This is a genomic window from Arthrobacter sp. R3-55 (assembly GCF_054161505.1).
In genome coordinates this window covers 1,945,987-1,971,902 of record NZ_CP096423.1, presented here as the reverse complement: position 1 = coordinate 1,971,902, position 25,916 = coordinate 1,945,987, and the positions used below count along the sequence as shown (strand labels likewise).

The following is a 25,916-nucleotide window of genomic DNA, read 5'->3' as shown; positions in this document are numbered from 1 at the left end:
GCGCCCTAGTCGATTGTAATGCGGTTAAAAGAACGGTGGAGCGGGCCATTTTTGGCCCGCTCCACCGGTTCAGAACTTGTTGTTACTCTGCAGCTGCAGCAGCAACGATGTTCACTACGCGACGGCCGCGGCGAGTACCAAACTCAACCGCACCTGCCTGCAGGGCGAACAGGGTGTCGTCGCCACCGCGACCGACGCCTGCACCGGGGTGGAAGTGCGTGCCACGCTGGCGAACGATGATCTCGCCTGCGGAGACTACCTGACCACCGAAGCGCTTGACGCCCAGGTACTGTGCGTTGGAGTCACGACCGTTGCGAGTGGAACTCGCGCCTTTTTTGTGTGCCATGTGAAATGCCTGCCTCTAAATTTCTGGGGAAACTGAAAAACCTGAACAGCGGGTAACGAGAGTTACGCGATGCTGGTGATCTTGATCTTGGTCAGTTCCTGACGGTGACCCTGACGCTTCCGGTAGCCGGTCTTGTTCTTGAACTTCTGGATGACGATCTTCGGACCACGGAGGTCCTCAAGGATCTCAGCCGTCACCTTGACGTTGGCCAGTTCCGCAGCTGCGGAGGTGACCTTCTCGCCGTCAACCAGGAGCAAGGCGGGCAGCTCAAGCGTGCTGCCGGCTCCACCGGGGACGCGGTTAAGCGTTACGTAGTCTCCAACGGAAACTTTTTCTTGGCGGCCGCCTGCGCGGACAATCGCGTACACCACTTGGGTACTCACTTCTCTCGACGTTTATAACTAAATTTGCGTGCGGAACCTGAACCGGAATCGGGCTTGGTTCGCGCTGTGCCTCAACGCCGTGGACTTCTGATCGAAGTCCGCGAGTCATCCCATGAACAATTCCAAGGGGCATAACCCAAGTGTTGGCGTAAGCACCGAAGATCAAGATTACGCTAGTTTGACCTTCAGCTGCAAATGAGGCCGGGTCCGGAGGCTACCACGTGACTTGCATCACCCGTTGTAACGGACTCTCCCGGCACCGTGCCCATACAGCCTACAGGGTTTGGGCCCAATTAACGCGATTTTGCCCGCGACGCGCTGTGACAGCGCTGATATCCGGCAATCAGTGCCCCTCGTCAGGACAGTCCGGCGAAGAGCCTTGGAGCATCGAAGAACGCAGTTTCGTACCGGCAGGACCACGTAAAAGCCTCCACCATGGCTGCCCGCTCTGCCTCCGAAGCTGCCGCGGCAGCGCCATCCGTGAAATTGATCGCATTCCTTGTGGCAGCGGCAAAGTCTTCGTCAGCGTAGGTCCTGAGCCAGTCGGCGTAGGGGTGCCCTGCCGGGGCCCCTGCCTCCAGGAACGCCCCATGAAGCTGTTGGCCGACCTCCGCGTACAGCCAGTAGCACGGCAGGATGGCCGCGAGCAGCACGGCGTAACTGCCGGTGGCAGAGGACGCCAGCAAATGGTCCACATAGGACTTCGTGACCGGTCCGGTCACCGATGACGCCTCCCGGGTGCTGAGCCAGTTCCTGTGCAGTTCGGACTCTACTTCGAGGCACTGCTGCGACGCTTTGGCCCAGAACAGCTGCTCCTTCTCGGTAGGAGCAAGGGCTCCAGCACGCGCCAGGACCCTGGAGTATCCATTGAGGTAGATGGCGTCCTGGGCTAAGTAGTAATTAAATGCTTCTTCGGGGAGGTCTCCCGTTTTCAGGCCGTCGATGAAGCTGAGCTTGTAGATTGCCTCGAGCTCCGGCGTGGCCTCTTTCCAGAGCGCAGCAGCGAAATCCCCCGGCCTGAGCACCTTTTGGTGGTGGAAGTGGTGAACCGGCCCGCTTCCGCGGCCGACGTCCAGACTGTCCGAATGCAGCAAGGCCCTGAGCAGCCACGGCTTGACCTCACGCAAGGAAGACTCCCAATCGCCGGTGCGCGCCTGGACAGTAGCCAGGGCCGAGGACAACGAACACCCTGTTCCGTGGCTGTTCTTCGTCTCCACGCGGGGTCCAAAGACCTCAATAACGTCCTGACGCAGGAGTCCACTGGTGTTGACCAATGCATCCGGGCATTCTGCCCCCGCCAAGTGCCCGCCCTTGACCAGGACCGTATTGCCGCACTCAGCAGCGAGGCGTTTGCCCTGGTTCAGGGCCGAAGCCCAGTCAACTGCCTCGGGCTCCCCCAACAGCATGGCGAGTTCGGGCAGGTTGGGGGTGATCAGGTCGGCCAAGGGAAGGAGGGCACGCAGTGCCGTCTCGGCGGAGGCGCGCAGGAGTCGGTCGCCACTGGTGGCCACCATCACCGGGTCCAGGACCACGACGGCGGGACGAACCTCCTCGAGCCAGCTGCGGACCTCGTCAATAACCGCTGCATCGCCGAGCATCCCGATCTTGACGGCATCGATGGCGATGTCCGTACTGATGGCTTCCAATTGCCTGCGCAGGAAATCCACCGGGGGAACATGGACAGCACTGACGCCCAGGGTGTTCTGGGCGGTCAGTGCGGTGATGGCCGCCATGCCGTAGCCGCCGTGGGCAGCGATACTTTTCAGGTCAGCCTGGATACCGGCACCACCGGAGGGGTCGGAGCCCGCGATGCTCAGTACACGGGGCGTCTCCGGTCCGGAAACAGCCAGCGGATACACAGGAGGATACGACGATACCGTCATGGGGACATCCCTTCGCCGGTGCTAACCGGACAGGTTCAACGGGTCTGGATCTCAGCCTGGCCCAATGCCCGGCACCCCGTGTCAGTCCACCAGCGTAGCCGGGCAGCAGCCTGGCCCGGCAACTGCGCCACGCTGAAGACCGGATATGACCGTTGAGAGCGCACAGCAAAGGGCCCCGCAATACCCGCCTGTGACGGTTACTGCAGGGCCCTTGCGGATCAGGTGCTAGAGCTCCGAAGCTGGTACGCCGACGCCCAGGATGATGGGCTCCGCGGACGGAGCCTTCTTGGCCGGCTCGGAAGGTGCTTTGGCCTCGTGTGCCGTTCCACTCGCTGCCGAAGCAGTGACCTCGTGGTGTTCAACGCTGGTTTCATTGGCCGCACCCTGGGCCCGGCTCGCACTGCGGTTACGACGTCCTCGGCGGGACTTTGAGGCCGCAGCAGCTTCCGGATCCACTTCGGCAGGCTTCGACGCGCCGGTTTGCGGAGCTTCGGCCGCCTTGGGAGCGAGGACCTCTTCGGGGTTCCCGGCAGGAGCCGCACCGAGGTGGGAAAAGGCTTCGGCCAGAAGGTCCAGGCTCATCACCGGTTTGGCTGCCGGTGGTTCCTCATGGTGTTCCCCGAACGGCAACGCAACCTCTTCGCCACCAAAACGCAGGACCGGCGTCGACCGTGAATCCCGGCCGGCGTCCTGGTCTGCTTCGCGGGCGCCCTGCCCGCCGGACTCGCTCCGGGCTGCAGAATCACCCGGTGCCTGGTGCTGACCGGCCTCCCGTGCCTGCTCTTCGGCGCGGTGAACTTCGTCGTCATGCAGGTGGGCGGCATGGGCGGCAGCGGCAATCGTAGCCAGTGCAGCCCGGGTTGCCTCAGCCTTGGCCTGCCGGGCCGGATCCTGCGGTTCGGTGGAGGCAGGAGGCGCGGCCGGTGCGGTGTGGACCGGAGCCGGGGCTTCCGCGATGGCCTGTCCCCCGCCCTTTCCACGGCGGCGCTTGCGCTCAGTCCGGGCTGTGGGCTGCTGCGTTTCAGTATGGGGACGGTGGTGCTCAGCGGCCACGACGTTGGCCCGGCGGTGCTCCACGGGTTCGTCGTGGGTCACCACGCCGCGGCCGGCGCAGTGCTCGCACTGCTCCCCGAAGACCTCCAGGAGGCCGGTACCCATGCGCTTACGGGTCATCTGAACCAGGCCCAAGGAGGTCACTTCGGCCACCTGGTGCTTGGTACGGTCACGACCCAGGCACTCAACCATGCGGCGGAGGACGAGGTCGCGGTTGGATTCAAGGACCATGTCAATGAAGTCGATGACAATGATGCCGCCGATGTCACGCAGGCGGAGCTGGCGAACAACTTCCTCGGCAGCTTCAAGGTTGTTCTTGGTGACGGTTTCCTCGAGGTTTCCGCCGCTGCCGGTGAATTTGCCGGTGTTGACGTCCACCACGGTCATGGCTTCTGTGCGGTCAATGACCAGCGAACCGCCGGACGGGAGGAACACCTTGCGTTCCAGCGCCTTGTGGATCTGCTCGTCAATGCGCCAGGCAGCGAAGATGTCCTGGTCCTTGGTCCACTTCTCGAGCCGGCCCACCAGGTCAGGGGCAACGTACGTTACGTAGGCCTCGATGGTGTCCCAGGCGTCATCGCCGGAAACGATCAGTTTGGAGAAGTCCTCATTGAAGACGTCACGGACCACCTTGATGGTCAGGTCCGGTTCGCCGTAGAGAAGTTCAGGAGCCAGGACCTTGGTGGAAGACGCTTGCCCTTCGATGCCTTCCCACTGTGCACGCAGACGGTTGATGTCATGGGTCAGTTCTTCTTCGGATGCACCCTCGGCAGCAGTGCGGACAATGACACCGGCGTTTTCGGGCAAGCGGTCCTTCAGGATGCGCTTGAGACGGTTGCGTTCGACGTCGGGAAGCTTGCGGGAGATGCCGGTCATGGAACCACCGGGAACGTACACCAGGTACCGGCCGGGGAGGGAGATCTGGCTGGTGAGGCGGGCACCCTTGTGGCCCACGGGATCCTTGGTGACCTGGACCAGCACAGAGTCGCCGGACTTCAAGGCGTTCTCGATCCGGCGCGGCTGGCCTTCGAGGTTGACGGCATCCCAGTTGACTTCACCGGCGTACAAGACGGCGTTGCGGCCGCGTCCGATGTCCACAAAGGCAGCTTCCATGGACGGCAGGACATTCTGGACCTTGCCCAGGTATACGTTGCCGATCAGGGAATCCTGCTGGGTCTTGGAAACGAAGTGCTCAGCAAGCACACCGTCTTCCAGGACACCGATCTGAATTCTGTCGTCGCGCTGGCGGACAATCATCTGGCGGTCCACCGACTCGCGGCGGGCCAGGAACTCGGCCTCGGTGATGACCTGGCGGCGGCGTCCGGTCTCGCGGGATTCGCGGCGGCGCTGCTTCTTGGCTTCAAGCCTGGTGGAGCCTTTGACGCTGGTAACGCGGTTGGAAGGCGCAGTTTCCGTGATCGGGCGGGGCGCACGGACACGGGTCACCGTGTTGGGCGGATCGTCGTCCGATCCGCCGGTCAGTTCGAGATCCTGGTCGCCACGGCGGCGGCGACGGCGGCGGCGCGAGGTCACACCTTCTTCGGAAGATTCAGCAGCGGGGGCTTCCTCGTCCTCAGGCTCGGCGTTGTCCCCGGCTTCATTCTCTTCGCGTTCGGTTCCCCGGCGGCCGCGGCGGCCACGGCTGCGACGGCGACGACGACTCCCGGCATCTTCCAGCTCATCCTCGGCGCCGGACTCGGCCTCTTCCCCGGGCTCCTCTTCCTTCTCCTCTACCGCGGCAACGCGGGGAACAGTGGTGAGGTCCGGAGCCTGGAAGATCATGGACGTGATGGAGACAGGCTCCATGAACAGGGAGGTGGACGCAGCCGGAGCAGCTTCTTCGGCAGGCTCTTCCGTGGCGGCTTCAGCTGCAGGTTCTTCAGCTGCTACCTCGGCGGCCGGCGCCTCCGGCTGGGAGTTGTGCTCCGGCGTCGTGTTTTCGCCGACGACTTCCTCAACAGCCGGCTCCTCAACGGCCTCAACCTTGGGCTTGGCAGTACGACGACGACGGACCGGCTTTTCGGGGGCGGGTTCCGCAACGGCTTCGGGCTGGGTCTCTACTGCAGCTTCCGCGCTGGCAGCGGCGTCGTCACCCAAGCCGGGCAGGGGCTCGGCGGGCTCTGCCTTCTTGCGTGTGCGGGTGCGGCGTACCGGTGCAGCGGGCGCTTCGACTGCTTCCGGCGCTTCCGCCGCTTCAACGACAGCCGCTTCGGCCGCCTGTGCCTCTACCTCGGCAGTAACTTTGGGCGCAGCCTTGCGCCGGGTCCGGGTGGTTTTCTTTGGCGCTTCCGCAGTTTCCGCGGGAGCTGCCTCGTCATTAACGGCTACAACCTGGTCATTATCCATATGTGGCAACACTCCTGCCCCAGCGACACCGCCACATCCGGCGCCCAGTGGGGCAAATATTGTCAAAACCCGCAGGCGTTGACAGAAGTCGGCAGTATGCCTTCCGGTTCGCACCATCATTGGGGTGCGGCAGCCCTGGAAGGCCGGCGCCAATGTTCTGAAACCCGTTGTTCTGCTGCCACAACCAGGTGCCGTCCATTGTCATGGCGGGCCTACCATGGATCACGTGATCCAGGCATGCCCAGCTCATACTGGCGGTCTTGGGAACAAAGTCACCGGACCGGATTCCGAATGTGGATCGGGCTCCGGCCATGTTTATTCTCTCACACCCATTCACTTTCCCACCGCAGGCTGTTGTGTCGTCAGCTCCAAGGAACGGGTGCCAGCCGGAAGCTGGGGGCACTGTCCAGCCTCCGGAGTTACAATCCTCCCAAGAGCCCATACCGGCGAGGCCGGACCGTACGTTGAAAAGGACCAGATCCGCGATGCCGAGCACAGCCAGGGGAAACCTGGCCAACCAGTCCAGTCCTACCGTTGAGGATTTATCCGCGCAGGCAGACCCGCAGCAGGATGCGCTTCCCCGATCTGTCCGTGACAAGCCCTTTGCCTGGCTGCTGCTGATCACCGGAGTGATCGGATGGGTAGCCTCGGGGGCCTTGGTCCTGGAGAAGCTGGAAGTGCTCAAGGACCCCAACCACGTGACCGTTTGCGATGTGAATCCCTGGGTTTCCTGTGGCGCCGTCATGCAGACACCGCAGAGCTCGGTGTTCGGGTTCCCCAATATGTTCATTGGCATCGTTGCCTTTGCCGTCATCATCACCACTGCCATGGGCATGCTCGCCGGAGCCAGGTTCTCACGCGGCTACTGGCTGGGCCTTCAGGCGGGGGTAACCCTTGGCTTTGCCTTCGTTGTCTGGCTGTGGTCCCAGGCCCTTTACGCCATCCACGTGCTCTGCCCGTTCTGCATGGTGGTGTGGGCGGCCATGATTCCGTTGTTCGTGTGGGTGACCATCCGCAATGTCAGCCACGGTGTCATCAAAGCGCCACCTGCCATGGCAAAGCTGCTGGGCGAGTCCGGCTGGATCATCGTCGCGCTGCTCTACGTTGCCGTCGCCGCCACCATCTTCTTCTCCTTCATCCACATCTTCGTGGGGTCCTCCGCTTAGGTAACACCCTTGCGAAGTGACAGATAAGGCCAATGTTCACGAAGAACATTGGCCTTATCTGTAGTCTCGGTGCGGCGTTATCAGCCTTGGAACCAGATCTTGATCTCGCGTTCTGCAGAATCGACCGAGTCCGAGCCGTGAACGAGGTTCTGCTGGACTGCCAGTCCCCAGTCGCGGCCGAAGTCACCACGGATGGTGCCCGGGGCTGCGGTGGTGGGATCCGTGGTTCCAGCCAGGGAGCGGAAGCCCTCGATCACGCGGTGGCCCTCGAAGACCGCCGCGATAACCGGTCCACTCAGCATGAACTCAACCAGTGGCTCGTAGAACGGCTTGCCCACGTGCTCCTCGTAGTGCTGCTCCAGCAGCTCGCGGGTGGCGTTGACCTTCTTCAGCTCCGCAAGGGTGTAACCCTTGGCTTCGATCCGGGCGAGGATGGTCCCGCCCAGATTGCGGGCGACGCCGTCGGGCTTGACCAGGACAAGGGTCCGTTCAATGCTCACAGTTGCTCCAATGTGATTGTTCAGTGGCTTATGTTCGGTGGTTTTCCCAGCCAGTTTACGGGGTTTGCGGGTCTGCTTTGTCACCGTGGGCGGCATCCCATTCCGCCTGCTCACGGTCCCGCTGGGCTACCTCACGGTCTATCCTCATGCCGGCCCTGATCCCGTACCACCAGCAAATGGCAAACAAGATGCCCACAATGAACATCATGGGTTCGGCAATGCCCGTCAGGATGAGCACCACTTGCAGTGCCCAACCCACGGCGATTCCCCAAGGCTTGGACAGCACTGCACAGGCGAGCACCAGGATCACGCTCAAGGCGATTCCCACACCCAGGATGATGCCGGGAGCCACTTCCCCCCGCCTCAACCCAAAGACCGCCAGCGTACCGAAGAACGCGACGAAGGCTTCGAGAAGCAGCACGGTGGATGCGAACATCACCTTGGTGGAGCGGCGCTTCTTGGGCATGCCGGGCCGCCATTCACGCTGCGCCTTGGTCATTTTTGCCATGCTCAGGCACCGGCCTTTCCGAGCAGGATCCGGGCTTCGGCCACCACCGTGATGGAGCCGGTCACCAGGACGCCGCCTGCGAGGTCATCGTTGGATTCCGCGCGCTCCACGGCCCATTCGAGGGCGTCGTCGAGCTTCTCGGCGATGTGGACGTTGTCCTCGCCAAAACCGAGGTCGACGGCGAGTTCGGCCAGTTCCGCCGCCGGAACGGCACGCGCAGAGTTGGACTGGGTGAAGCAAAATTCGCCGGCCAGGCCGCCCAGGGATTCCTTGAGTGTCTTCAGGATTTCCTCGGCGTCTTTCTCCCGGAGAACGCCAACCACCACCACCAGCTTGCTGAAGCTGAAGGCCTCCTGGATGGCTTCGGCGGAAACACGGATCCCGTCCGGGTTGTGCGCAGCATCCACCACCACAGTGGGGGCAGTCCGGACAACTTCGAGCCGGCCCGGTGAGGTTACTGTGCCAAAGGCTTCCTTGAGGACGTCGGCGTCGAGTTCCTTCTCTCCCCCACCGAAGAACGCTTCCAAGGCAGCCACTGCGACGGCCGCATTTTCGGCTTGGTGGGCGCCGTGCAACGGCAGCAACAGGTCCTCGTAACGTCCGGCGAGCCCTTGAATGGTCAGGACTTGCCCGCCCACAGCAACGCTGCGGGACTCCACACCGAACTCCACGCCTTCGAAGCGGAACGGCACGTCCACTTCACGGGCCTTCTCCAACAGGACCTGGGCTGCATCCACTGGTTGAGCGGCGCTGACCAGGAAACCGCCCGGCTTGATGATGCCGGACTTTTCGTAGGCGATGTCCTCGGTGGTGTCACCCAGGAGGTCCGTGTGGTCCAGCGAAATCGGTGTGATGACTGAAACCTGGCCGTCGCCGACGTTGGTGGCATCGGTGATGCCCCCCAGGCCAACTTCCATGACTGCTACATCAACAGGCTGATCGGCGAACACCGCGAACCCAAGAATGGTGAGGCATTCGAAGTAGGTCAGCCGCGGCTGGTTGTCGGCCACGAGCTCGCTGTCCACGATTTCCAGGTACGGGCGGATCTCATCCCAGATACGCACGAACGTTGCGTCCGGAACCGGCTCGCCGTCAATGCTGATGCGCTCAGTGACCTTGGACAGATGCGGGCTGGTGTAGCGGCCTGTGCTCAGGCCGTGGGCACGCAGCCCGGCCTCGATCATGCGGGCAGTGGACGTCTTGCCGTTGGTACCGGTGATGTGGATGATCGGGTAGGCCTTGTTCGGCTCCCCCAGCACGTCCATGGCACGGAACAAAGGGGCAAGGCGCGGCTCCATCTTGTTTTCCGGTGCACGGCCCAGAAGTTCGGCGTAGACGCTTTCAACCGAGAATTCGTCAGTCATGGATCAGGCCCCTGCCTTCACGACGGTGACCTGCGGCTCGTCGACACTGGCCAACAGAACCTCCAGTTCCAACGTCAGCGTTTCGGTCTTGACCAGCTCAGCGTTGGCTTCCAGGGCAGCCACCACCTCCTGGGACGCCTCCACGGACGTGCGGATGCGGTCGCTCACGTTGAGTCCGGCGTCCTTGCGTGCCTGCTGGATGGCACGGACCATGTCGCGCGCCAATCCTTCTGCCGCAAGCTCCGGGGTGACCTCGGTATTCAAGACCACGAAGCCGCCGCCCGGCAGCACAGCGACAGCAGCGCTGCCGCCGTCGGCCGCTTCTGCCACGACAGTCTCAAGCGTGTATTCCTGCGGCTCGAGCTCAAGGCCACCGGCCACCACCACACCTGCCTCATTGACAGACCAATCGCCGGACTTGGATCCCTTGATGGCCTGCTGGACGTTCTTGCCCAGGCGCGGACCAGCTGCCCGAGCGTTCACCACGAGTTTCTGCTCGATGCCGAATTCCTCGGCCGAGGCAGTCGCAGCGTCCAGCAGGCGGACCGAACGCAGGTTCAATTCATCAGCGACGACGGCGGCAAAGCCTTCCAGCGCATCTGCACCGGGTGCCACCACAGTCAGCTCCTGCAAGGGCAAGCGGACGCGCAGGTTCGCGGCCTTACGCAGGCTGGAGCCGGTGGAGCAGATCTGCTGGACACGGTCCATCGCTTCAACCAAAGCCGGGTTGGACGGGAACAGCGAAGCGTCGGGCCAGTCAGCGAGGTGCACTGAACGGCCGCCGGTCAGGCCCCGCCAGATCTCCTCGGATACCAACGGCAGCAAGGAGGCCGAGACCCGGCAGACTGCCTCCAAGGCGGTGTAGAGCGCGTCAAAGGCATCGACGTTTTCGTCGAAGAAGCGCTGGCGGCTGCGGCGGACGTACCAGTTGGTGAGCATGTCCAGGTAGTTGCGCAGTTCATCGCAGGCTCCGGAGATGTCATAGCTGTCCAAGCTGGCCGTGATGTTCCGGACCAGGTCCCCGGTGTTGGCCAGGAGGTACTGGTCCAGTGTGTCGGCGTAGCCGTCGTAGCGCAGCTTCGCTTCGTAACCGGACGCTTTCCCATCCACTACGTTCGAAGCATTCGTGTACAGAGTGAAGAAGCTATAGACATTCCACAATGGCAGGATGACCTGGCGCACGCCGTCGCGGATGCCCTGCTCGGTGACAACAAGGTTGCCACCACGGAGGATGGGGCTGGACATGAGGAACCAGCGCATGGCGTCGGAGCCGTCGCGGTCCAGGACCTCTGAGACATCAGGGTAGTTGCGCAGGCTCTTGGACATCTTCTGGCCATCTGAGCCCAGCACGATGCCGTGGCTGATCACGTTGCGGAACGCCGGCCGGTCAAACAAAGCCGTGGACAGGATGTGCAGCATATAGAACCAGCCGCGGGTCTGTCCGATGTACTCCACGATGAAGTCGGCAGGGTTGTGGGTGTCGAACCATTCCTCGTTCTGGAACGGGTAGTGCACCTGGCCATACGGCATGGAACCGGAGTCGAACCAGACGTCCAGGACATCTTCCACCCGGCGCATGGTGGACTTGCCCGTGGGATCGTCCGGATTTGGACGGGTCAGCTCATCGATGAACGGCCTGTGCAGGTCAACCTGGCCCTCATTATTCATGGGGAGGCGGCCGAAGTCGGCTTCAAGATCGGCCAAGGATCCGTAGACGTCCGTGCGCGGGTACTCGGGGTCATCGGACTGCCAAACGGGGATGGGCGAGCCCCAGTAGCGGTTGCGGCTGATGGACCAATCGCGGGCGTTGTCCAGCCACTTGCCGAACTGTCCGTCCTTGACGTTGCCCGGGATCCAGTTGATTTCCTGGTTCAACTCGGACATGCGGTCCTTGAACTTGGTGACCTCCACGTACCAGGAGGATACGGCACGGTAGATCAAGGGATTCCGGCAACGCCAGCAGTGCGGGTAGCTGTGCTCGTAGCTGGCCTGGCGGACCAGGCGTCCGTCGGCGCGGAGCACCTGGGTGATGGGCTTGTTGGCGTCGAAGACCTGGAGGCCGACGATCGAGGCAAGCTCACCATGCGCAAACAGGGGCAGGAACTTGGCGCCCTCGTCAACTGACAGGACCACGGGGATACCTGCTTCTTCACAGACCTTCTGGTCATCCTCACCGTAGGCCGGGGCCTGGTGGACGATGCCCGTACCGTCCGTGGTGGTGACGTACTCTGCCACCAGGAAGCGCCAGGCGTTCTGCGTGCCGTACTTTTCGGTGTCGGCAAAGTCGTTCCACAGGGGCTCATATTCAAGGCCTGCCAACTCGGTGCCCGTGTGGGTGGAGACGACGGCGGCAGTCGCGGCAGCAGCGTCGTCGTACCCCAGGTCCTTGGCATAGGAGCCCAGCAGGTCAGAGGCGAGCAGGAAGCTGCCGGTGACTGGAGCCTCGGCCGATGCCGCCTTCACACCGTTGGGCCCTGCGGGCAGGACCGCATAGGAGATACCAGGCCCGACGGCGAGCGCCAGGTTGGTGGGCAACGTCCAGGGCGTGGTGGTCCAGGCGAGCGCCTGAACACCTTCAAGTGCCTTGGAGATTTCGGAGTCCCCGGCTTTGATGGGGAACGTGACCGTGACGGTCTGGTCCTGGCGGTTCTTGTAGACGTCATCGTCCATGCGGAGTTCGTGGTTGGACAGCGGCGTCTCGTCCTTCCAGCAGTACGGCAGGACGCGGTAGCCGTTGTACGTCAGGCCCTTCTCATGCAGCTGCTTGAAGGCCCAGAGCACAGATTCCATGTACTCGACGCTGAGGGTCTTGTAGTCGTTCTCGAAGTCCACCCAGCGGGCCTGGCGGGTAACGTAGGCCTTCCACTCGTTGGCGTACTTCATCACCGAGGCGCGGCAGGCGTCGTTGAATTTGTCGATGCCCATGGCTTCGATCTGGGTTTTGTCGGTCATGCCCAGTTGCTTCATGGCCTCGAGCTCTGCGGGCAGGCCGTGGGTGTCCCAGCCAAAGCGGCGCTCCACCCGCTTGCCGCGCTGGGTCTGGTAGCGGCCTACCAGGTCCTTGGCGTAACCGGTCAGGAGGTGGCCGTAGTGAGGGAGGCCGTTGGCGAAGGGAGGGCCGTCGTAGAAGACGAATTCGTTGCTGCCGTCTTTGCCGGCGTCGCGCTGGTCGATGCTGGCTTGGAAGGTGCCATCTTCTTCCCAGTATTTGAGGATGCGTTCTTCGATCTCCGGGAACTTCACGGAAGCGGACACGCCGTGCGTGCCGGACGAAGACGCTGAGGCCTTGGGGTAGTGGGTCATCTCATATCCTGTGCTAGCTGGTTGACTGTCAGGATGCGAGGACGGCTTCTGTGCTGCCTGTCGGCTGCGCAGGTACCGCGGTACCACCTCACTTACCGAAATACTGGATTCCGGCCTCTCATTACTGCTGTGACGGGCTTACCCGTCCGGCTCTACTGGGCGCTGTCCACGGGTAAAGGCGATCAGTGCTGTTCTTCCGGAAGCTCACCGGTGATGGCCGGGTCAAAGCTGGTCTTCCAAGTCTAGCGTCAGCGCACCGTCTTGCTCTACCCGGGAGTTCATCCCGTGGGCGGAGTCCGGCACTACGGCGGTTACATAGACTCGACCCCATGACCCTTCCCGCTCCTGCCCTTCCGGCAAGCCGGCCACCCCGGCGGCCGGCATCCACTGCCTGGTCAGTCCTGGCCATCGTGGTCTCGCTGCCCGTGGCCGCCGTGTCGATATTCCGGGCAGTGCCGATTGAGTGGCCTCTCCTGGTGGTCCAACTGCTGTCCTTTACCCCGTGGGTGGTACTGCCTGCGGCGCTTGCCTTGGTGCTTGCCGTGGTGGGACGTCGCCTGTGGGTGATCATCACGACGACGGCCTTGCTGGCCCTGCAATTGCTGTGGCTGTTTCCACTGGACGCGGGTAAAGCGGAAACGTTGCAGGAGGGAACAGCTACGGTTTCGCTGAAAGTCATGAGCCTCAATTCCGAGTACGGGGAAGCGGACGCGGGAACCATAGTGCAATTGGTCCGCGATCACGGCATCCAATTGCTGACACTTCAGGAGCATACGCAGCGGCTCGAAGACGCACTCAGTGCCGAAGGCATGGATGATGTGCTGCCGAACCGCCTCAGCCACCCCAACGATGACGCGTCCGGTGGTGCGGTGTATTCGGTGTTCCCCCTTGAGGCCGTGGGCCTTCTGCCCGACACTCCATTCCGAATGGACGTAACCCGGGTCCTGGTGTCCGGTTCCGGCGCAGCAGCTACGTTGAACCTGACCAATGTCCATGCCCTTCCACCTGTTGATGACAGGATCGGGCAGTGGCGCAGTGATCTGGAAAAGGTGGCCCGGCAGGCATCCAGGCCGGGCCACCACCTGCTGGTGGGCGATTACAACGCCACCTTCGATCACCATGAGTTCAGGGCAGTGCTCGATACCGCACCGGCGGGCCAGGACGGCAAAAAACTCGTCGACGTCGGCATAGCCTCAGGTGGGCGGCTCTCCCCCACGTGGCCAATGGAGGGGCTGCCTCTCCCGGGCATTGTCATCGACCACATGGTCACGACGCCCCGGATCAACAGCAGCGGTTACGCAGTCCATAAGGTTCCTGGCACCGACCATGCCGCCATCATGGCCACACTGGTCATCCCGGCAGGCTAGCTTTCCTTGCGGATCAACTTGTGGTTTGCGGCCTGCGCCACGGGCCGGATCACTATCTGATCGAGGTTGATGTGGTGGGGCAACGACACTGAATACGCCACCACGCCCGCCACGTCCTCGGCAGTCAGCGGCTTCTCCACTCCTGCATAAACCTTGGCAGCGGCGTCTTTGTCGCCCAGCCGGTTCAGTGCGAATTCCTCCGTGTGCACCAGCCCTGGAGCGATCTCGATGACCCGGACGTTGTTGCCCACCTCTTCCAACCGGAGGGCGTTGGTCATGGCGTGCTGGGCGAACTTGGCGGCGTTGTACCCGGCCCCGCCCTCATAGGCAGAGAGCCCGGCCGTCGACGTCAGGTTCAGGACCGTCCCCTCACCGTTCTCCCGCAGCATGGGCAGGAAGGCCCTGGTGATCTTCATGGTGCCCAGGACGTTGACCCGGTACATCCAGTCCCAATCCCCGGTGTCGGCGTTGGCGATGGTGTCCGCGCCCCGAGCCCCGCCGGCGATGTTGATGAGCGTGCCGGCACCCCCGGCGTCGGTGACGGCCGCGAGCAAGGCGGCGACGTCGTCGTCCTCGGTGATGTCAGCCGGGAAGGGCACGGCACCGGTCCCGGCAGCCAGGGCTTGGAGCCTGTCGGCCCGGCGGGCCACGGCAAAAACCGTCCAGCCTGCGGCAACAAGCGCCTTCACCGTGGCCTCACCGATGCCAGTGCTGGCACCAGTGACGACCGCCGTCTTGTTGTTTTCGGGATTCTGTCCTGAAGGAGTGCTCTGCGCTGCCAAAGTCATGGCACCACCTTATCCGGGGCGCCCCGCCCATCCGCGGCGGGCGGTAACGCCAGGCCATGAAACAATTGATCCATGGCTGAATCAACGCAGGGTACAGACACGCCCGCCACCGCCCCCATCAACGTTCCCGACAAGCCGGCCCTTGAAGGCCTCGAGGCTGCCCTCACGCAGCGCTGGCTTAGCGAAGGAACCTATAAGTTCAACCCGGACACCACCCGGGAGCAGGTCTACTCGATCGACACTCCCCCGCCCACGGCATCCGGCTCGCTGCACGTGGGCCACATGTTCTCCTTCACCCAGACTGACGTCCAGGCCCGCTACATGCGCATGACCGGCAAGAACGTCTTCTACCCCATGGGTTGGGATGACAACGGCCTGCCCACCGAGCGCCGGGTCCAGAACTACTACGGTGTGCGCTGCGATCCCGCCATCCCTTACCAGGCCGACTACACACCCCCGGCACAGCCTGCCAAGAACCAGCGCGATTTCGACGTCGTTTCGCGCCAGAACTTCATCGAACTGTGTGAAGAACTCGCCGTTGAGGACGAGAAAGTCTTCGAGAACCTGTTCCAGACCCTTGGCTTGTCCGTGGACTGGGACCTGACCTACCGCACCATCGATGACACCTCCCGGGCCGTGTCCCAGCGCGCCTTCCTGGCGAACCTCTCCGCCGGTGACGCCTACATGGCCGAAGCTCCGACGCTCTGGGACGTGACGTTCCGCACGGCTGTTGCGCAGGCTGAACTTGAAGACCGCGAGGTTGCCGGCGCTTACTACCGCTACCCCTTCTTCACTGAAAACGGCGAGAAGATCTACATCGAGACCACCCGCCCGGAACTGCTGGCTGCCTGCGCGGCCTTGGTGGCCAACCCCGACGACGAACGGTACCAGCCGCTGTTCGGCAAAACCGTGAAGTCCCCGCTGTTCGACGTGGAGCTCGAAGTCAAGGCACATCCCCTCGCCAAAGCGGATAAGGGCTCCGGCATTGCCATGGTGTGTACCTTCGGTGACCTGACCGACGTCACTTGGTGGCGCGAATTGCAGCTGCCAACCCGGGCCATCATGGGCCGCGACGGCCGCATCATTGCTGAGACGCCTGAGTGGATCACCACCGATGCCGGCAAGGAAGCCTACGCCGCGATCGCCGGCAAGACCGCGTTCTCCGCCAAGGAAGCCGTTGTTGAGTTGCTCAAGGCAGCAGACTTGCTGGACGGCGAACCGAAGAAGATCACCCACCCGGTGAACTTCTTCGAGAAGGGTGACAAGCCCCTTGAGGTTGTTACCTCCCGTCAGTGGTACATCCGTAACGGTGGCCGCGACGAGGAACGCCGCGAACGACTCATCGGCCGTGGACAGGAGATCACCTTCCACCCGGCCTTCATGCGCTCGCGTTACGAGAACTGGATTGCCGGCCTGAACGGTGACTGGCTCGTATCCCGCCAGCGCTTCTTCGGCGTGCCCATCCCCGTCTGGTACCCGCTGGATTCCCAGGGCAACCCTGACTACGACCACCCCATCCTGCCGTCGGACGGGATGCTGCCCGTGGACCCCGCCGCGGACGCTGCTCCCGGGTTCGAAGAAGCGCAGCGTGACCAGCCCAACGGCTTCACCGGTGACGCCGACGTCCTGGACACTTGGGCCACGTCCTCGCTCACGCCGCAGATTGTGGGTGGCTGGAGCCGCGACGAGGACCTGTTCGCCAAGGTCTACCCCTTCGACCTCCGTCCGCAGGGTCACGACATCATCCGCACCTGGCTGTTCTCCTCTGCCGTCCGGGCTGACGCCCTGCAGAAGAACGCCCCGTGGAAGCACGCGGCCATCTCCGGCTGGATCCTGGACCCGGACCGGAAAAAGATGTCCAAGTCCAAGGGCAACGTTGTGGTGCCCACGGATGTGCTGAAGGAGTTCGGTTCAGACGCCGTCCGCTACTGGGCAGCGTCAGCCAAGCTTGGTGCGGACACTGCCTACGAAATCGCGCAGATGAAGATCGGCCGCCGCTTGGCAATTAAGCTGCTGAACGCCTCAAAGTTTGTGCTGAACCTCGGTGCCACGGAGAATTCCGTGGTGTCCGGTGACCTCTCCGTGCTCACCAACCCGCTGGACCGTGCACTGCTGGCGCAGCTCTCGGACGTCGTTGCCCAGTCCACCAAGGCGTTCGAAAACTACGATTACGCCCGGGCACTCCAGATCACGGAGTCCTTCTTCTGGCAGTTCACGGACGATTACGTCGAGCTCATCAAGGACCGCGCCTACGGTGCCGCCGGTGAGACCGAGCAGGCTTCTGTGCTGGCAGCACTGGCGACAACCCTGGACTCGCTCCTGCGCCTCTTTGCTCCCTTCCTGCCTTTCGCCACCGAAGAAGTCTGGGGCTGGTGGCGCACAGGATCGGTCCACCGTGCCGAGTGGCCCGCCGCCCTTGAAATCACCGACGGCGACACCACCATGCTGGGTACTGTGGGCATCGCGCTCAGCGGCATCCGGAAGGCGAAGTCCGAGGCCAAGGTCAAGCAACGCACCGAGGTCCTCTCGGCATCCATCACCGCTTCCGAAGTCCTGGTAGCGCAGTTGAAGGCCGGCCTCGGTGACCTGAAGGCGGCAGCCAACGCACAGGAGATCACACTGCAGTCCGGCGAGGGCGATCTAACCGTCACCGACGTCGTCCTGGCGCAGGCCGAAGAGACATCCGCGTCATAACGATCAGCAGCCGCCCGTTTTTGGGCAAAGGGGAAGCCCCATCAGCGTTTTGCCGTTGGTGGGGCTTCGACTTTTCGGCTGTCTGGTGATGTCTTGACAGTCTGGCGGAATCCTTGGAATTTCAGGTCTTCCTACCTCATCACTGGTAGCCTGCTTCCAACTTTGCCAAAGGCTGCGTTGGTTGCAATCACTGAATCTTTGGTTTCCGTGTCCCTCTTCTTTCGAAGTGGGTAAGAACTATTGTTGTCCCGCTGAGAGCAATGCACAAGAGCCCTGGAAGAACTACAAACCTGTAGTTTTCCTGCACGTTAAGGGCTACCTGTGGCAGAGTATTGACCATGCCGGAACTCCCCGAAGTGCACGGCCTGTGCATGTATCTGGATACCCAACTCCGCGGTGCCGTGCTCGACGAGGTCCGCATCAATTCCTTCTCCGCACTGAAGACCGCTGATCCGCCATACAGCACCCTCGAAGGCCGGACCGTGCAAGGTGTGCAGCGTCTTGGGAAGTTTGTCTGCGTGGATGTTGATGGACTGTTCTTCGTCTTCCATCTGGCCAAGGCAGGCTGGGTCCGGTACACCGAACACCCCTCCTCCGCCGGGCTGCGCATGGGCAAAAGCAATATCTCTGCACGACTGTTGCTGCACCGCCCGGCAGACGAGGCCCATATAGGCGTTGATCTGACGGAAGCGGGTACCAAGAAGAGCCTGGCCATCTACGTGGTGAGGGATCCCCGCGACGTACCGGGAATAGCTTCCTTGGGGCCGGAACCGCTCAGCCCCGACTTCGACCTGGACGCCCTGGCCGAAATCCTTGGTTCCAGTTCCCAGCAGGTCAAGGGACTGCTTCGAAGCCAAAGCGTCATTGCCGGTATAGGCAACGCCTACAGCGACGAAATCCTTCACGCGGCGAAGATATCTCCGTTCGCTATTGCCAAGTCATTGGACCAAGCGACGGTGGAGCGGCTCTACCAGGCCATGCAGGAGATCCTGGTAGGAGCTGTTAATGCGGCGGCCGGGAAGCCCTCCAGCGAACTCAAGGACACCAAACGCAGCAACTTCAGGGTGCACGCACGCACCGGCCTTCCTTGCCCGGTGTGTGGGGATACAGTTCGGGAGGTGTCCTTTGCGGACACCTCCCTGCAGTACTGTGCTACCTGTCAGACCGGCGGAAAAATACTGGCTGACCGGCGTACTTCCCGTTTTCTGAAGTAACGCCTGTTCTTGAAGCAGCGCTTGGCCGGTTGATTCCAGCTAGTTGAATTCAGGGCTTTCCGTGCGGCTGCGCTTGAGCTCAAAGAAATGGGGGTATGCGGCCAAAGTAACGGTGGCGTCCCAGAGCTTTCCCGCGTCCTCGCCACGAGGGATCCGGGTAAGGACCGGACCGAAAAACGCCGTGCCGTTGACAGCTACGACGGGAGTTCCGACGTCTTGGCCCACCAGGGAAATGCCGGCCTCGTGGCTTGAACGCAGCTGGGCATCGTATTCATCTGAGGTGGCGAAGCGCGCCAGATCGGCCGGCAGTCCTACCTCGGCGAGGGCCTTCTGGATGACCGAAGCGCGGTCCTTATTGCCCTCGTGGTGGATTTGCTCCCCCATGGCGTCATACAACGGTTTGACGTAGCTGCTGCCGTGGAGTTCCTGGGCGGCGATGATCACCCGGACCGGGCCCCAGCTATCGTCCATCATGGCCCGGTAGTCCTCGGGAAGGTCCCGGCCCTCATTCAGTACTGAGAGGCTCATGACGTGCCATTCTGTCTCGATGCCACGAACCTCCTCCACCTCGCCGATCCAGCGCGATGTGATCCACGCGAACGGGCAGACAGGGTCAAACCAGAAGTCGGCCTTGTTGACGGTCTTTTCGGGCGCAGTCTTTTCAGACACGGGAAACTCCTCTGAAAGGTGTAAAAGTGGCATGACGACGGTCCCCTTGGAACCACGTCTTGTCTAGGCCAACAGGAGGCTAAGCCGACTTATTCCGGCGCTTGGCGACGACGTCGTGGGCAATCATGGTGGGCTGTGCTTTCTTTGCCACGACGTCGGCAGTGATTACTACGGTAGCGATGTCGTCCCGGCTGGGGAGATCGAACATCACAGGAAGCAGTACCTCTTCCATGATGGCCCGGAGACCACGGGCACCCGTGCCACGTTCCAGTGCCTGATCCGCAATGGAATCCAAGGCGTCGTCGTCGAACTGAAGTTCAACGCCATCCAACTGGAACATCTTCTGGTACTGCTTCACCAGTGCGTTCTTCGGTGTGGAGAGGATTTGGATCAGCGCCGGGCGATCCAGGTTCGAGACCGTGGTGATTACCGGGAGGCGTCCGATGAATTCCGGGATCAGACCGAACTTCAGCAGGTCCTCCGGCATGACCTCCCCATAGGTATCAACATTGTCCCGGGCCTCGTTCAGCGGAGCACCGAAACCAATACCCTTACGGCCCGACCGTGAACCAATGATGTCTTCAAGGCCCGCAAAGGCGCCTGCCACAATGAAGAGCACGTTGGTGGTATCGATCTGGATGAATTCCTGGTGGGGGTGCTTGCGGCCGCCCTGCGGGGGTACCGATGCCACCGTCCCCTCAAGAATCTTCAGGAGTGCCTGCTGCACGCCTTCACCGGAGACGTCGCGGGTGATGGACGGGTTCTCGCTCTTGCGGGAAATCTTGTCAATCTCATCAATGTAGATGATTCCCTGCTCGGCCTTCTTGACGTCATAATCCGCGGCCTGGATGAGCTTGAGGAGGATATTCTCCACGTCCTCACCCACGTAGCCGGCTTCCGTCAGCGCGGTGGCATCTGCTACGGCAAAGGGAACATTCAGCCGGCGGGCCAAGGTTTGGGCCAGGTACGTCTTGCCACAACCGGTGGGGCCGATGAGCAGGATGTTGGACTTGGCTATCTCCACATCCTCGTGATGCGATCCCTCACCAAGGCTGCCGGTCTTGGGTGCGTGGCCCGCCTGGATGCGCTTGTAGTGGTTGTACACAGCCACGGCCAACGACCGCTTGGCCGGTTCCTGACCGATGACGTATTCCTGCAGGAAGTCGAAGATCTCACGGGGCTTGGGCAGCTCAAAACTGCCGAGATCGGAAACTTCAGCCAGTTCCTCTTCAATGATCTCGTTGCACAGCTCGATGCATTCATCGCAGATGTAGACACCGGGCCCGGCAATCAGCTTCCGCACCTGCTTCTGGCTCTTTCCGCAGAAAGAACACTTCAGCAGATCCGTGCTCTCGCCAATCCGAGCCATGTGGGAATCCCTTCGTTGCAAGCGGGTGATGCGGCTCCGCGCCGTACTCAAGTGTGCGGCCAAGCCGCGGCCGGCACCACCGTGACAACATCCACTCTAGGTCACAATGGGCAGCTTGGGTGGAAACAGAACGCCGGTGCGGTCCATATTTCGCGAACCGCACCGGCGTCGAATTCCGTGTGCTACCGGGTGATTGCCTGCGGCTTGATCTTCCGGGAGTCAAGAACCTGATCGATCAGGCCGTAGCTCAAGGCATCAGCAGCCGTCAGGATCTTGTCACGCTCGATGTCATTGTTGACTTGCTCGGACGTTCGGCCGGAGTGGTGTGCCAGCGTGTCCTCAAGCCAGGTACGCATGCGCATGACTTCCGCAGCCTGGATTTCAAGGTCCGAAGCCTGTCCGCCCTGGCCACCGGAGAGAGCCGGCTGGTGGATCAGGACACGGGCATTGGGAAGTGCCAGTCGCTTGCCCGGGGTACCTGCAGCAAGCAGGACTGCAGCTGCACTGGCAGCCTGGCCCAGGCATACCGTCTGGATTTCCGGACGGATGTACTGCATGGTGTCGTAGATGGCCGTCATGGCCGTGAACGAACCACCCGGCGAGTTGATGTACAGGGTGATGTCGCGGTCCGGGTCCGTCGACTCGAGGACCAGCAGCTGGGCCATGATGTCGTCGGCGGAAGCGTCATCAACCTGGACGCCGAGGAAGATGATGCGGTCCTCGAACAGCTTGGTGTACGGGTCCTGGCGCTTGAAGCCGTAGGGCGTGCGCTCTTCGAACTGGGGCAGGACGTAACGGCTGGACGGGAGATTACCGGCAGACCATCCGAAGTTGTAGTTCATGTTCTTTACTCCTGGGGTTTTCAGTGGTTCTTTGTGCCGGTTAGTTTTCGGAGTTCGACTCGGCGCCCGACTGGTTGGCCGTTCCGCCGCCGCCGGCAACAGAACCGGCGTGAGCCGAGATCTTGTCGAAGAAGCCGTATTCCAGCGCCTCGGTGGCCGTGAACCACTTGTCGCGGTCGTTGTCCTTGAGGATGGTCTCCACGGACTGACCGGTCTGCTCCGCCGTGAGTTCCGCCATGACCTTCTTCATGTGCAGGATCAGTTCTGCCTGGATCTTGATGTCCGAGGCAGTGCCACCGATGCCGCCGGAAGGCTGGTGCATCAGGATGCGGGCATTGGGGGTTGCATAGCGCTTGCCCTTGGTGCCGGACGAAAGGAGGAACTGACCCATGGAGGCAGCCAGGCCCGTTGCGACGGTGACGACGTCGTTCGGGATGAACTGCATGGTGTCGTAGATGGCCATGCCGGCCGTCACCGAACCACCCGGGGAGTTGATGTAAAGGTAGATGTCCTTCTCCGGGTCTTCAGCCGAGAGGAGGAGGAGCTGGGAGCAGATGGCGTTGGCGTTCTCGTCACGGACTTCAGAGCCGAGCCAGATAATGCGCTCTTTCAGCAGGCGGTTGTAGATGTAGTTGTCCTGGGCTGCGGGATCGACAGTTGCCATCCGGGGAGCCTCTGATTGCTGTGACATAAGTACTTACCTCTCGCTGGTGCCAGTGACCTCACTGAACTTCACTACTTGGACACTAACCGTTTTCCGGGGCGATTTGTTCGCCGGAATCGCGCTGTTCGCTGACGGCGCACGTCTGCGAAGAGCGCCCATGTTCGGCCTTAAAGCAAACCGGCCCCGGATCAAGAGATCCGGGGCCGGTTGAAGCAGCTGCTAGAACTTCACTGCTGCTATTAGAACTTCACTGCTGCGGGGTCATCGCTTGCTGCAGCATCTGTTTCCTCAGGTGCCTCGACAGCGGCGGCCTCTTCGGCTGCTGCTTCACCGGCAGGACGAACGAAGTCGGTGAGGTCAACCTTGTTGCCCTCGGAGTCGACAACCTCTGCCTGGCCGAGCACAACTGCCAGCGCCTTGCGGCGGCGGACCTCGGAAACCATCATGGGAACCTGGCCGCTCTGATCAATGATCTGGGCGAACTGGTTGGGGTCCATGCCGTACTGGCTTGCGGTGGTGACGATGTAGTCGATCAGCTCGTTCTGGCTGACATCCACTTCTTCCTTGTCCGCGATGGCGTCAAGGATGATCTCGTTCTGGAACGCACGCTCGGTGTTGGCCTTGACCTCGGCGCGGTGCTCCTCGGTGTCATGGTCACCTTCGCCGTGGGCGTTCTCCGGGTTGAAGTGAGCTTCGATCTGCTCTTCGACCACGGAATCCGGAACGGGAACCTCTACGAGCTCAACGAGCTTGTCCAGGACCTTGTCGCGGGCTTCAACACCCTGCTCAACGACCTTGGAGTCGGCAGCCTGCTTGGCGAGGTCCTCACGGAGCTCAGCAAGGGTGTCGAACTCGGAGGCCAGCTGCGCAAAGTCATCGTTGGCCTCGGGGAGCTCGCGCTCCTTGACGGCCTTGACAACAACCTTCACCTGAGCGGACTCACCGGCGTGGTCACCGCCCACCAGGGTGGTGTCGAAGATTGCTTCCTCGTCCGCGGAGAGGCCTGTCACGGCTTCGTCGAGGCCTTCAAGCATGGTGCCGGCGCCAACCTGGTAGGAAAGGCCTGCTGCTGAGTCGATTTCTTCGCCGTCGATGGTGGCGGTGATGTCGATGGTAAGGAAGTCATCGTTCTTGGCGGGACGCTCAACGGACTTCAGCGTGCCGAAGCGGCCACGCAGTTCGTCGAGGGACTTCTCAACGTCAGCGTCGGAGGACTCTGCTGCAGCGACCTCGACCTTGATGCCGGCGTAGTCCGGGAGCTCGATCTCGGGGCGGACATCGATCTCCACCTGGAACTTGAGCTCACCATCGGTTGACGTGGGGTCCGGGACCTCGGTGATTTCAACCTCGGGACGGCTCAGGGGGCGAACGCCCGTTTCCTGAACTGCAGCCTGGTACCAGCCGTTGAGGCCATCGTTGATGGCCGTCTCCAGGACGTAGCCGCGGCCAACGCGCTGGTCGATCAGCTTGGTGGGAACCTTGCCCTTGCGGAATCCGGGGACCTGGATCTGCGAAGCAACGGTCTTGTACGCGGCATCGATGCTCGGCTTCAGTTCCTCAAAGGGAACCTCAACGTTGAGCTTGACCCGCGTTGCGGTGAGGTTCTCGACAGCGCTCTTCACAGTCTAAGTACTCCTGATTTTGTGGGTATGGGGTTCTGTCGCGTCCCTGAGGCGGACACAAAACACAGAGTCGGGGTGACAGGATTTGAACCTGCGACTTCCTGCTCCCAAAGCAGGCGCTCTAGCCAAGCTGAGCTACACCCCGAATGCACAGGACAGTCTACGGGCAAGCGGGCCAGGAATGCACATTTGACACCGCCGCCGGAATTAGGTTTAGTTGTACCCGGCTTGAACAGCCACCGGGAAGATGTCCTGAACATGGATATCCGTCCTGGGGACGTAGCTTAATGGTAAAGCCTCAGTCTTCCAAACTGATTACGCGGGTTCGATTCCCGTCGTCCCCTCCAAGGGAAAACGCCCCGATCCTCGGATCGGGGCGTTTTTTGTTGCTGCTACACCTGGCAGCCAGGACACCAATAGAGCTTGCGCGCTCCAATTTCCGTGGTGCCCACAAGAGTCCCGCAGGCCCGGCAGGGCAGCCCGTCCCGCTTGTAGACAAAGTGGGCATCGGCGTCGGGCGCTACGGGGCCGCCTCCTGTCCACAGCGTGGAGGGCGTCGTAACAATCCGTCCGTCGCGGACGCCGTCGGACATGGTACTGACGGTGTCATCCCAGAGACGACCCGCGGTTTCGGCATCAATACCGGTACCCGGCGTCCAGGGATCCACTGCCTGCCGGAACAGCACCTCCGCGCGATATATGTTGCCCACCCCTGCCAGGACCGACTGATCCATCAACAAAAGCGCCACCGCCGTTTTCCGGCGGCGCAGACGTCGAATGAACTCTTCGCGGTCACCCGGCCGGTTGTGCAGCGGGTCCGGCCCCAGGCGATCCATGACCACTGCTGCTTCTGCCGGCGTGATGGCAGCACAGGTCGTAGCGCCGCGGAGATCCGCCCAGCCGTGCTCCGAGACCAAACGGACACGGACTGCACCCACAGGAGCCGGCGGACCGGTGTAGGTGTCCTCGTCTGAAGATGGGCCCGTCTCCCGTTCGCCGATACGGCGCGGCGCGCCAATGCTGGAGGCGCCCGTAAAGGAACCGTCACCGCCAAAGCTCCAGGCACCGTAAAGACCCAGGTGCACGTGAAGGAAGAGCTCATGGTCGAACTTGAGGAAAAGCTGCTTGCCGTGAGCGTTTGCCTCAACCATGGTGTGCCCGTCCAGGAGCTCAGCGCCTGCGGCGAACCGGCCCTGCGGGCTGGATACGCCCAGGCGCCTGCCCCCAAAAACATCCTGGAATTGGCGGGCAAGCCTATGGACCGAATGCCCTTCCGGCACTACTCGACGATTTCGCCGGTGTTTTCGTACACCGCGATTTTTCCGATGCGACGCACATGGCGCTCGTCATTGCTGAACGGTTCCTGCAAGAAGGCCTCAATCAGTTCGGTGGCTTCTTCGACCGAGTGCTGACGACCGCCCACTGCCACGACGTTGGCGTCGTTGTGTTCGCGGGCCAGCTTGGCCGTGGACAGGTTCCAGGCAAGCGCAGCGCGCACGCCGTTAACCTTGTTCGCGGCGATTTGCTCCCCGTTACCCGAGCCGCCCAGCACTATCCCCAGTGCATGGACCCCGGCCTTCTGGTCCGCCACAACGGCCAGGCCTGCATTGATGCAGAACGAGGGATAGTCATCCAGGGCGTCGTACTCCTTGGGTCCGTGATCCACCACTTCATAACCCTTGGCCGTGAGGTGGCTGACCAGGTGGGCACTCAGTTCCATGCCGGCATGGTCAGTAGCGATGTGGACGCGGGGTGTAGTCACAGGAAGTCCGTTCTTTCTGGAGCGCGGGACGGCGACGGGCCGGGCGCGGCGATGAGGGATGCGCTACCTAGGG

The 25,916-nt window shown here is 62.1% G+C and carries 20 protein-coding genes, 2 tRNA genes and 1 riboswitch; of the genes, 5 read left to right on the top strand and 17 right to left on the bottom strand.

Annotation, left to right across the window (positions count from 1 at the left end; genetic code table 11):
* Positions 1-82: 82 nt before the first annotated feature.
* From rpmA to M1D51_RS09210, 4 genes are all read right to left on the bottom strand, one after another.
* Positions 83-346 (bottom strand): 50S ribosomal protein L27, encoded by a 264-nt coding sequence (gene rpmA / locus M1D51_RS09225; protein ID WP_003803426.1) that lies wholly within the window; start codon positions 344-346, stop codon positions 83-85.
* Positions 347-408: 62 nt separating this feature from the next.
* Entirely contained in the window at positions 409-717 is a 309-nt protein-coding gene (gene rplU / locus M1D51_RS09220) for a 50S ribosomal protein L21 (protein WP_024816904.1), read from the bottom strand.
* A gap of 368 nt (positions 718-1,085) precedes the next feature.
* Positions 1,086-2,612 carry a bifunctional hydroxymethylpyrimidine kinase/phosphomethylpyrimidine kinase gene (locus M1D51_RS09215; RefSeq protein ID WP_458109277.1) on the bottom strand — a complete coding sequence of 509 codons (1,527 nt, stop codon included), beginning with the start codon at positions 2,610-2,612 and terminating at the stop codon, positions 1,086-1,088.
* Positions 2,603-2,701, bottom strand: a riboswitch (TPP riboswitch). It overlaps the preceding gene by 10 nt.
* A gap of 136 nt (positions 2,702-2,837) precedes the next feature.
* Entirely contained in the window at positions 2,838-6,011 is a 3,174-nt protein-coding gene (locus M1D51_RS09210) for an Rne/Rng family ribonuclease (protein WP_458109276.1), read from the bottom strand.
* A gap of 485 nt (positions 6,012-6,496) precedes the next feature.
* On the opposite strand from M1D51_RS09210, the gene M1D51_RS09205 reads away from it, so the two are divergent.
* Positions 6,497-7,177, top strand: a complete 681-nt coding sequence (locus M1D51_RS09205; RefSeq protein WP_458109275.1) for a vitamin K epoxide reductase family protein — start codon at positions 6,497-6,499, stop codon at positions 7,175-7,177.
* A gap of 80 nt (positions 7,178-7,257) precedes the next feature.
* On the opposite strand, the gene ndk is transcribed toward M1D51_RS09205, so the two are convergent.
* The 4 genes from ndk to ileS are packed head-to-tail and all read right to left on the bottom strand — an operon-like array spanning position 7,258 to position 12,852.
* Positions 7,258-7,677, bottom strand: coding sequence for a nucleoside-diphosphate kinase (ndk, locus tag M1D51_RS09200; RefSeq protein ID WP_024816908.1), 420 nt, complete (start codon positions 7,675-7,677; stop codon positions 7,258-7,260).
* A 55-nt stretch (positions 7,678-7,732) separates the two neighbouring features.
* Positions 7,733-8,185, bottom strand: a complete 453-nt coding sequence (locus M1D51_RS09195) for a DUF4233 domain-containing protein (protein WP_172322638.1) — start codon at positions 8,183-8,185, stop codon at positions 7,733-7,735.
* A gap of 2 nt (positions 8,186-8,187) precedes the next feature.
* Positions 8,188-9,549: a bifunctional folylpolyglutamate synthase/dihydrofolate synthase gene (locus M1D51_RS09190; protein ID WP_458109274.1), complete on the bottom strand. Its 1,362-nt coding sequence runs from the start codon at positions 9,547-9,549 to the stop codon at positions 8,188-8,190.
* A gap of 3 nt (positions 9,550-9,552) precedes the next feature.
* Positions 9,553-12,852, bottom strand: coding sequence for an isoleucine--tRNA ligase (gene ileS, locus M1D51_RS09185; protein WP_458109273.1), 3,300 nt, complete (start codon positions 12,850-12,852; stop codon positions 9,553-9,555).
* A 329-nt stretch (positions 12,853-13,181) separates the two neighbouring features.
* On the opposite strand from ileS, the gene M1D51_RS09180 reads away from it, so the two are divergent.
* Positions 13,182-14,219: an endonuclease/exonuclease/phosphatase family protein gene (locus M1D51_RS09180; protein ID WP_458109272.1), complete on the top strand. Its 1,038-nt coding sequence runs from the start codon at positions 13,182-13,184 to the stop codon at positions 14,217-14,219.
* Here M1D51_RS09180 and M1D51_RS09175 read toward each other — a convergent pair.
* Entirely contained in the window at positions 14,216-15,007 is a 792-nt protein-coding gene (locus M1D51_RS09175) for an SDR family oxidoreductase (RefSeq protein ID WP_172322634.1), read from the bottom strand. The genes M1D51_RS09180 and M1D51_RS09175 overlap by 4 nt on opposite strands.
* A gap of 72 nt (positions 15,008-15,079) precedes the next feature.
* Between M1D51_RS09175 and valS the strand changes: the two genes are divergently transcribed.
* Positions 15,080-17,701 (top strand): valine--tRNA ligase, encoded by a 2,622-nt coding sequence (gene valS / locus M1D51_RS09170; RefSeq protein ID WP_458109271.1) that lies wholly within the window; start codon positions 15,080-15,082, stop codon positions 17,699-17,701.
* A 338-nt stretch (positions 17,702-18,039) separates the two neighbouring features.
* Positions 18,040-18,915 (top strand): Fpg/Nei family DNA glycosylase, encoded by an 876-nt coding sequence (locus M1D51_RS09165; RefSeq protein ID WP_458109270.1) that lies wholly within the window; start codon positions 18,040-18,042, stop codon positions 18,913-18,915.
* 39 nt (positions 18,916-18,954) lie between these two features.
* Here the strand turns inward: M1D51_RS09165 and M1D51_RS09160 are convergent, their stop codons facing one another.
* The 6 genes from M1D51_RS09160 to M1D51_RS09135 form a co-directional block, all read right to left on the bottom strand.
* Entirely contained in the window at positions 18,955-19,584 is a 630-nt protein-coding gene (locus tag M1D51_RS09160) for a mycothiol-dependent nitroreductase Rv2466c family protein (protein ID WP_458109269.1), read from the bottom strand.
* Positions 19,585-19,663: 79 nt separating this feature from the next.
* The gene (gene clpX / locus M1D51_RS09155; RefSeq protein WP_172326167.1) at positions 19,664-20,953 is read right to left on the bottom strand and encodes an ATP-dependent Clp protease ATP-binding subunit ClpX; all 1,290 of its coding nucleotides are present in this window, start codon (positions 20,951-20,953) and stop codon (positions 19,664-19,666) included.
* A 182-nt stretch (positions 20,954-21,135) separates the two neighbouring features.
* Entirely contained in the window at positions 21,136-21,795 is a 660-nt protein-coding gene (locus M1D51_RS09150) for an ATP-dependent Clp protease proteolytic subunit (RefSeq protein WP_024816918.1), read from the bottom strand.
* Positions 21,796-21,835: 40 nt separating this feature from the next.
* A complete protein-coding gene (locus M1D51_RS09145) occupies positions 21,836-22,459 on the bottom strand; it encodes an ATP-dependent Clp protease proteolytic subunit (protein ID WP_458109573.1) in 624 nt (207 codons plus the stop codon).
* Positions 22,460-22,698: 239 nt separating this feature from the next.
* Positions 22,699-24,081 carry a trigger factor gene (gene tig, locus M1D51_RS09140; RefSeq protein ID WP_458109268.1) on the bottom strand — a complete coding sequence of 461 codons (1,383 nt, stop codon included), beginning with the start codon at positions 24,079-24,081 and terminating at the stop codon, positions 22,699-22,701.
* Between the two features lie 70 nt (positions 24,082-24,151).
* Positions 24,152-24,226: transfer RNA gene (locus M1D51_RS09135), tRNA-Pro, on the bottom strand.
* A gap of 128 nt (positions 24,227-24,354) precedes the next feature.
* On the opposite strand from M1D51_RS09135, the gene M1D51_RS09130 reads away from it, so the two are divergent.
* Positions 24,355-24,428: transfer RNA gene (locus M1D51_RS09130), tRNA-Gly, on the top strand.
* Positions 24,429-24,473: 45 nt separating this feature from the next.
* Here M1D51_RS09130 and M1D51_RS09125 read toward each other — a convergent pair.
* Together M1D51_RS09125 and M1D51_RS09120 are read right to left on the bottom strand one after the other, a co-directional pair.
* On the bottom strand, positions 24,474-25,361 hold the full coding sequence (locus tag M1D51_RS09125) for an Fpg/Nei family DNA glycosylase (protein ID WP_458109267.1): 888 nt from the start codon (positions 25,359-25,361) through the stop codon (positions 24,474-24,476).
* On the bottom strand, positions 25,361-25,801 hold the full coding sequence (locus M1D51_RS09120) for a ribose-5-phosphate isomerase (RefSeq protein WP_216660184.1): 441 nt from the start codon (positions 25,799-25,801) through the stop codon (positions 25,361-25,363). The genes M1D51_RS09125 and M1D51_RS09120 overlap by 1 nt, the downstream gene beginning before the upstream one ends.
* Between the last annotated feature and the right edge of the window lie 115 nt (positions 25,802-25,916).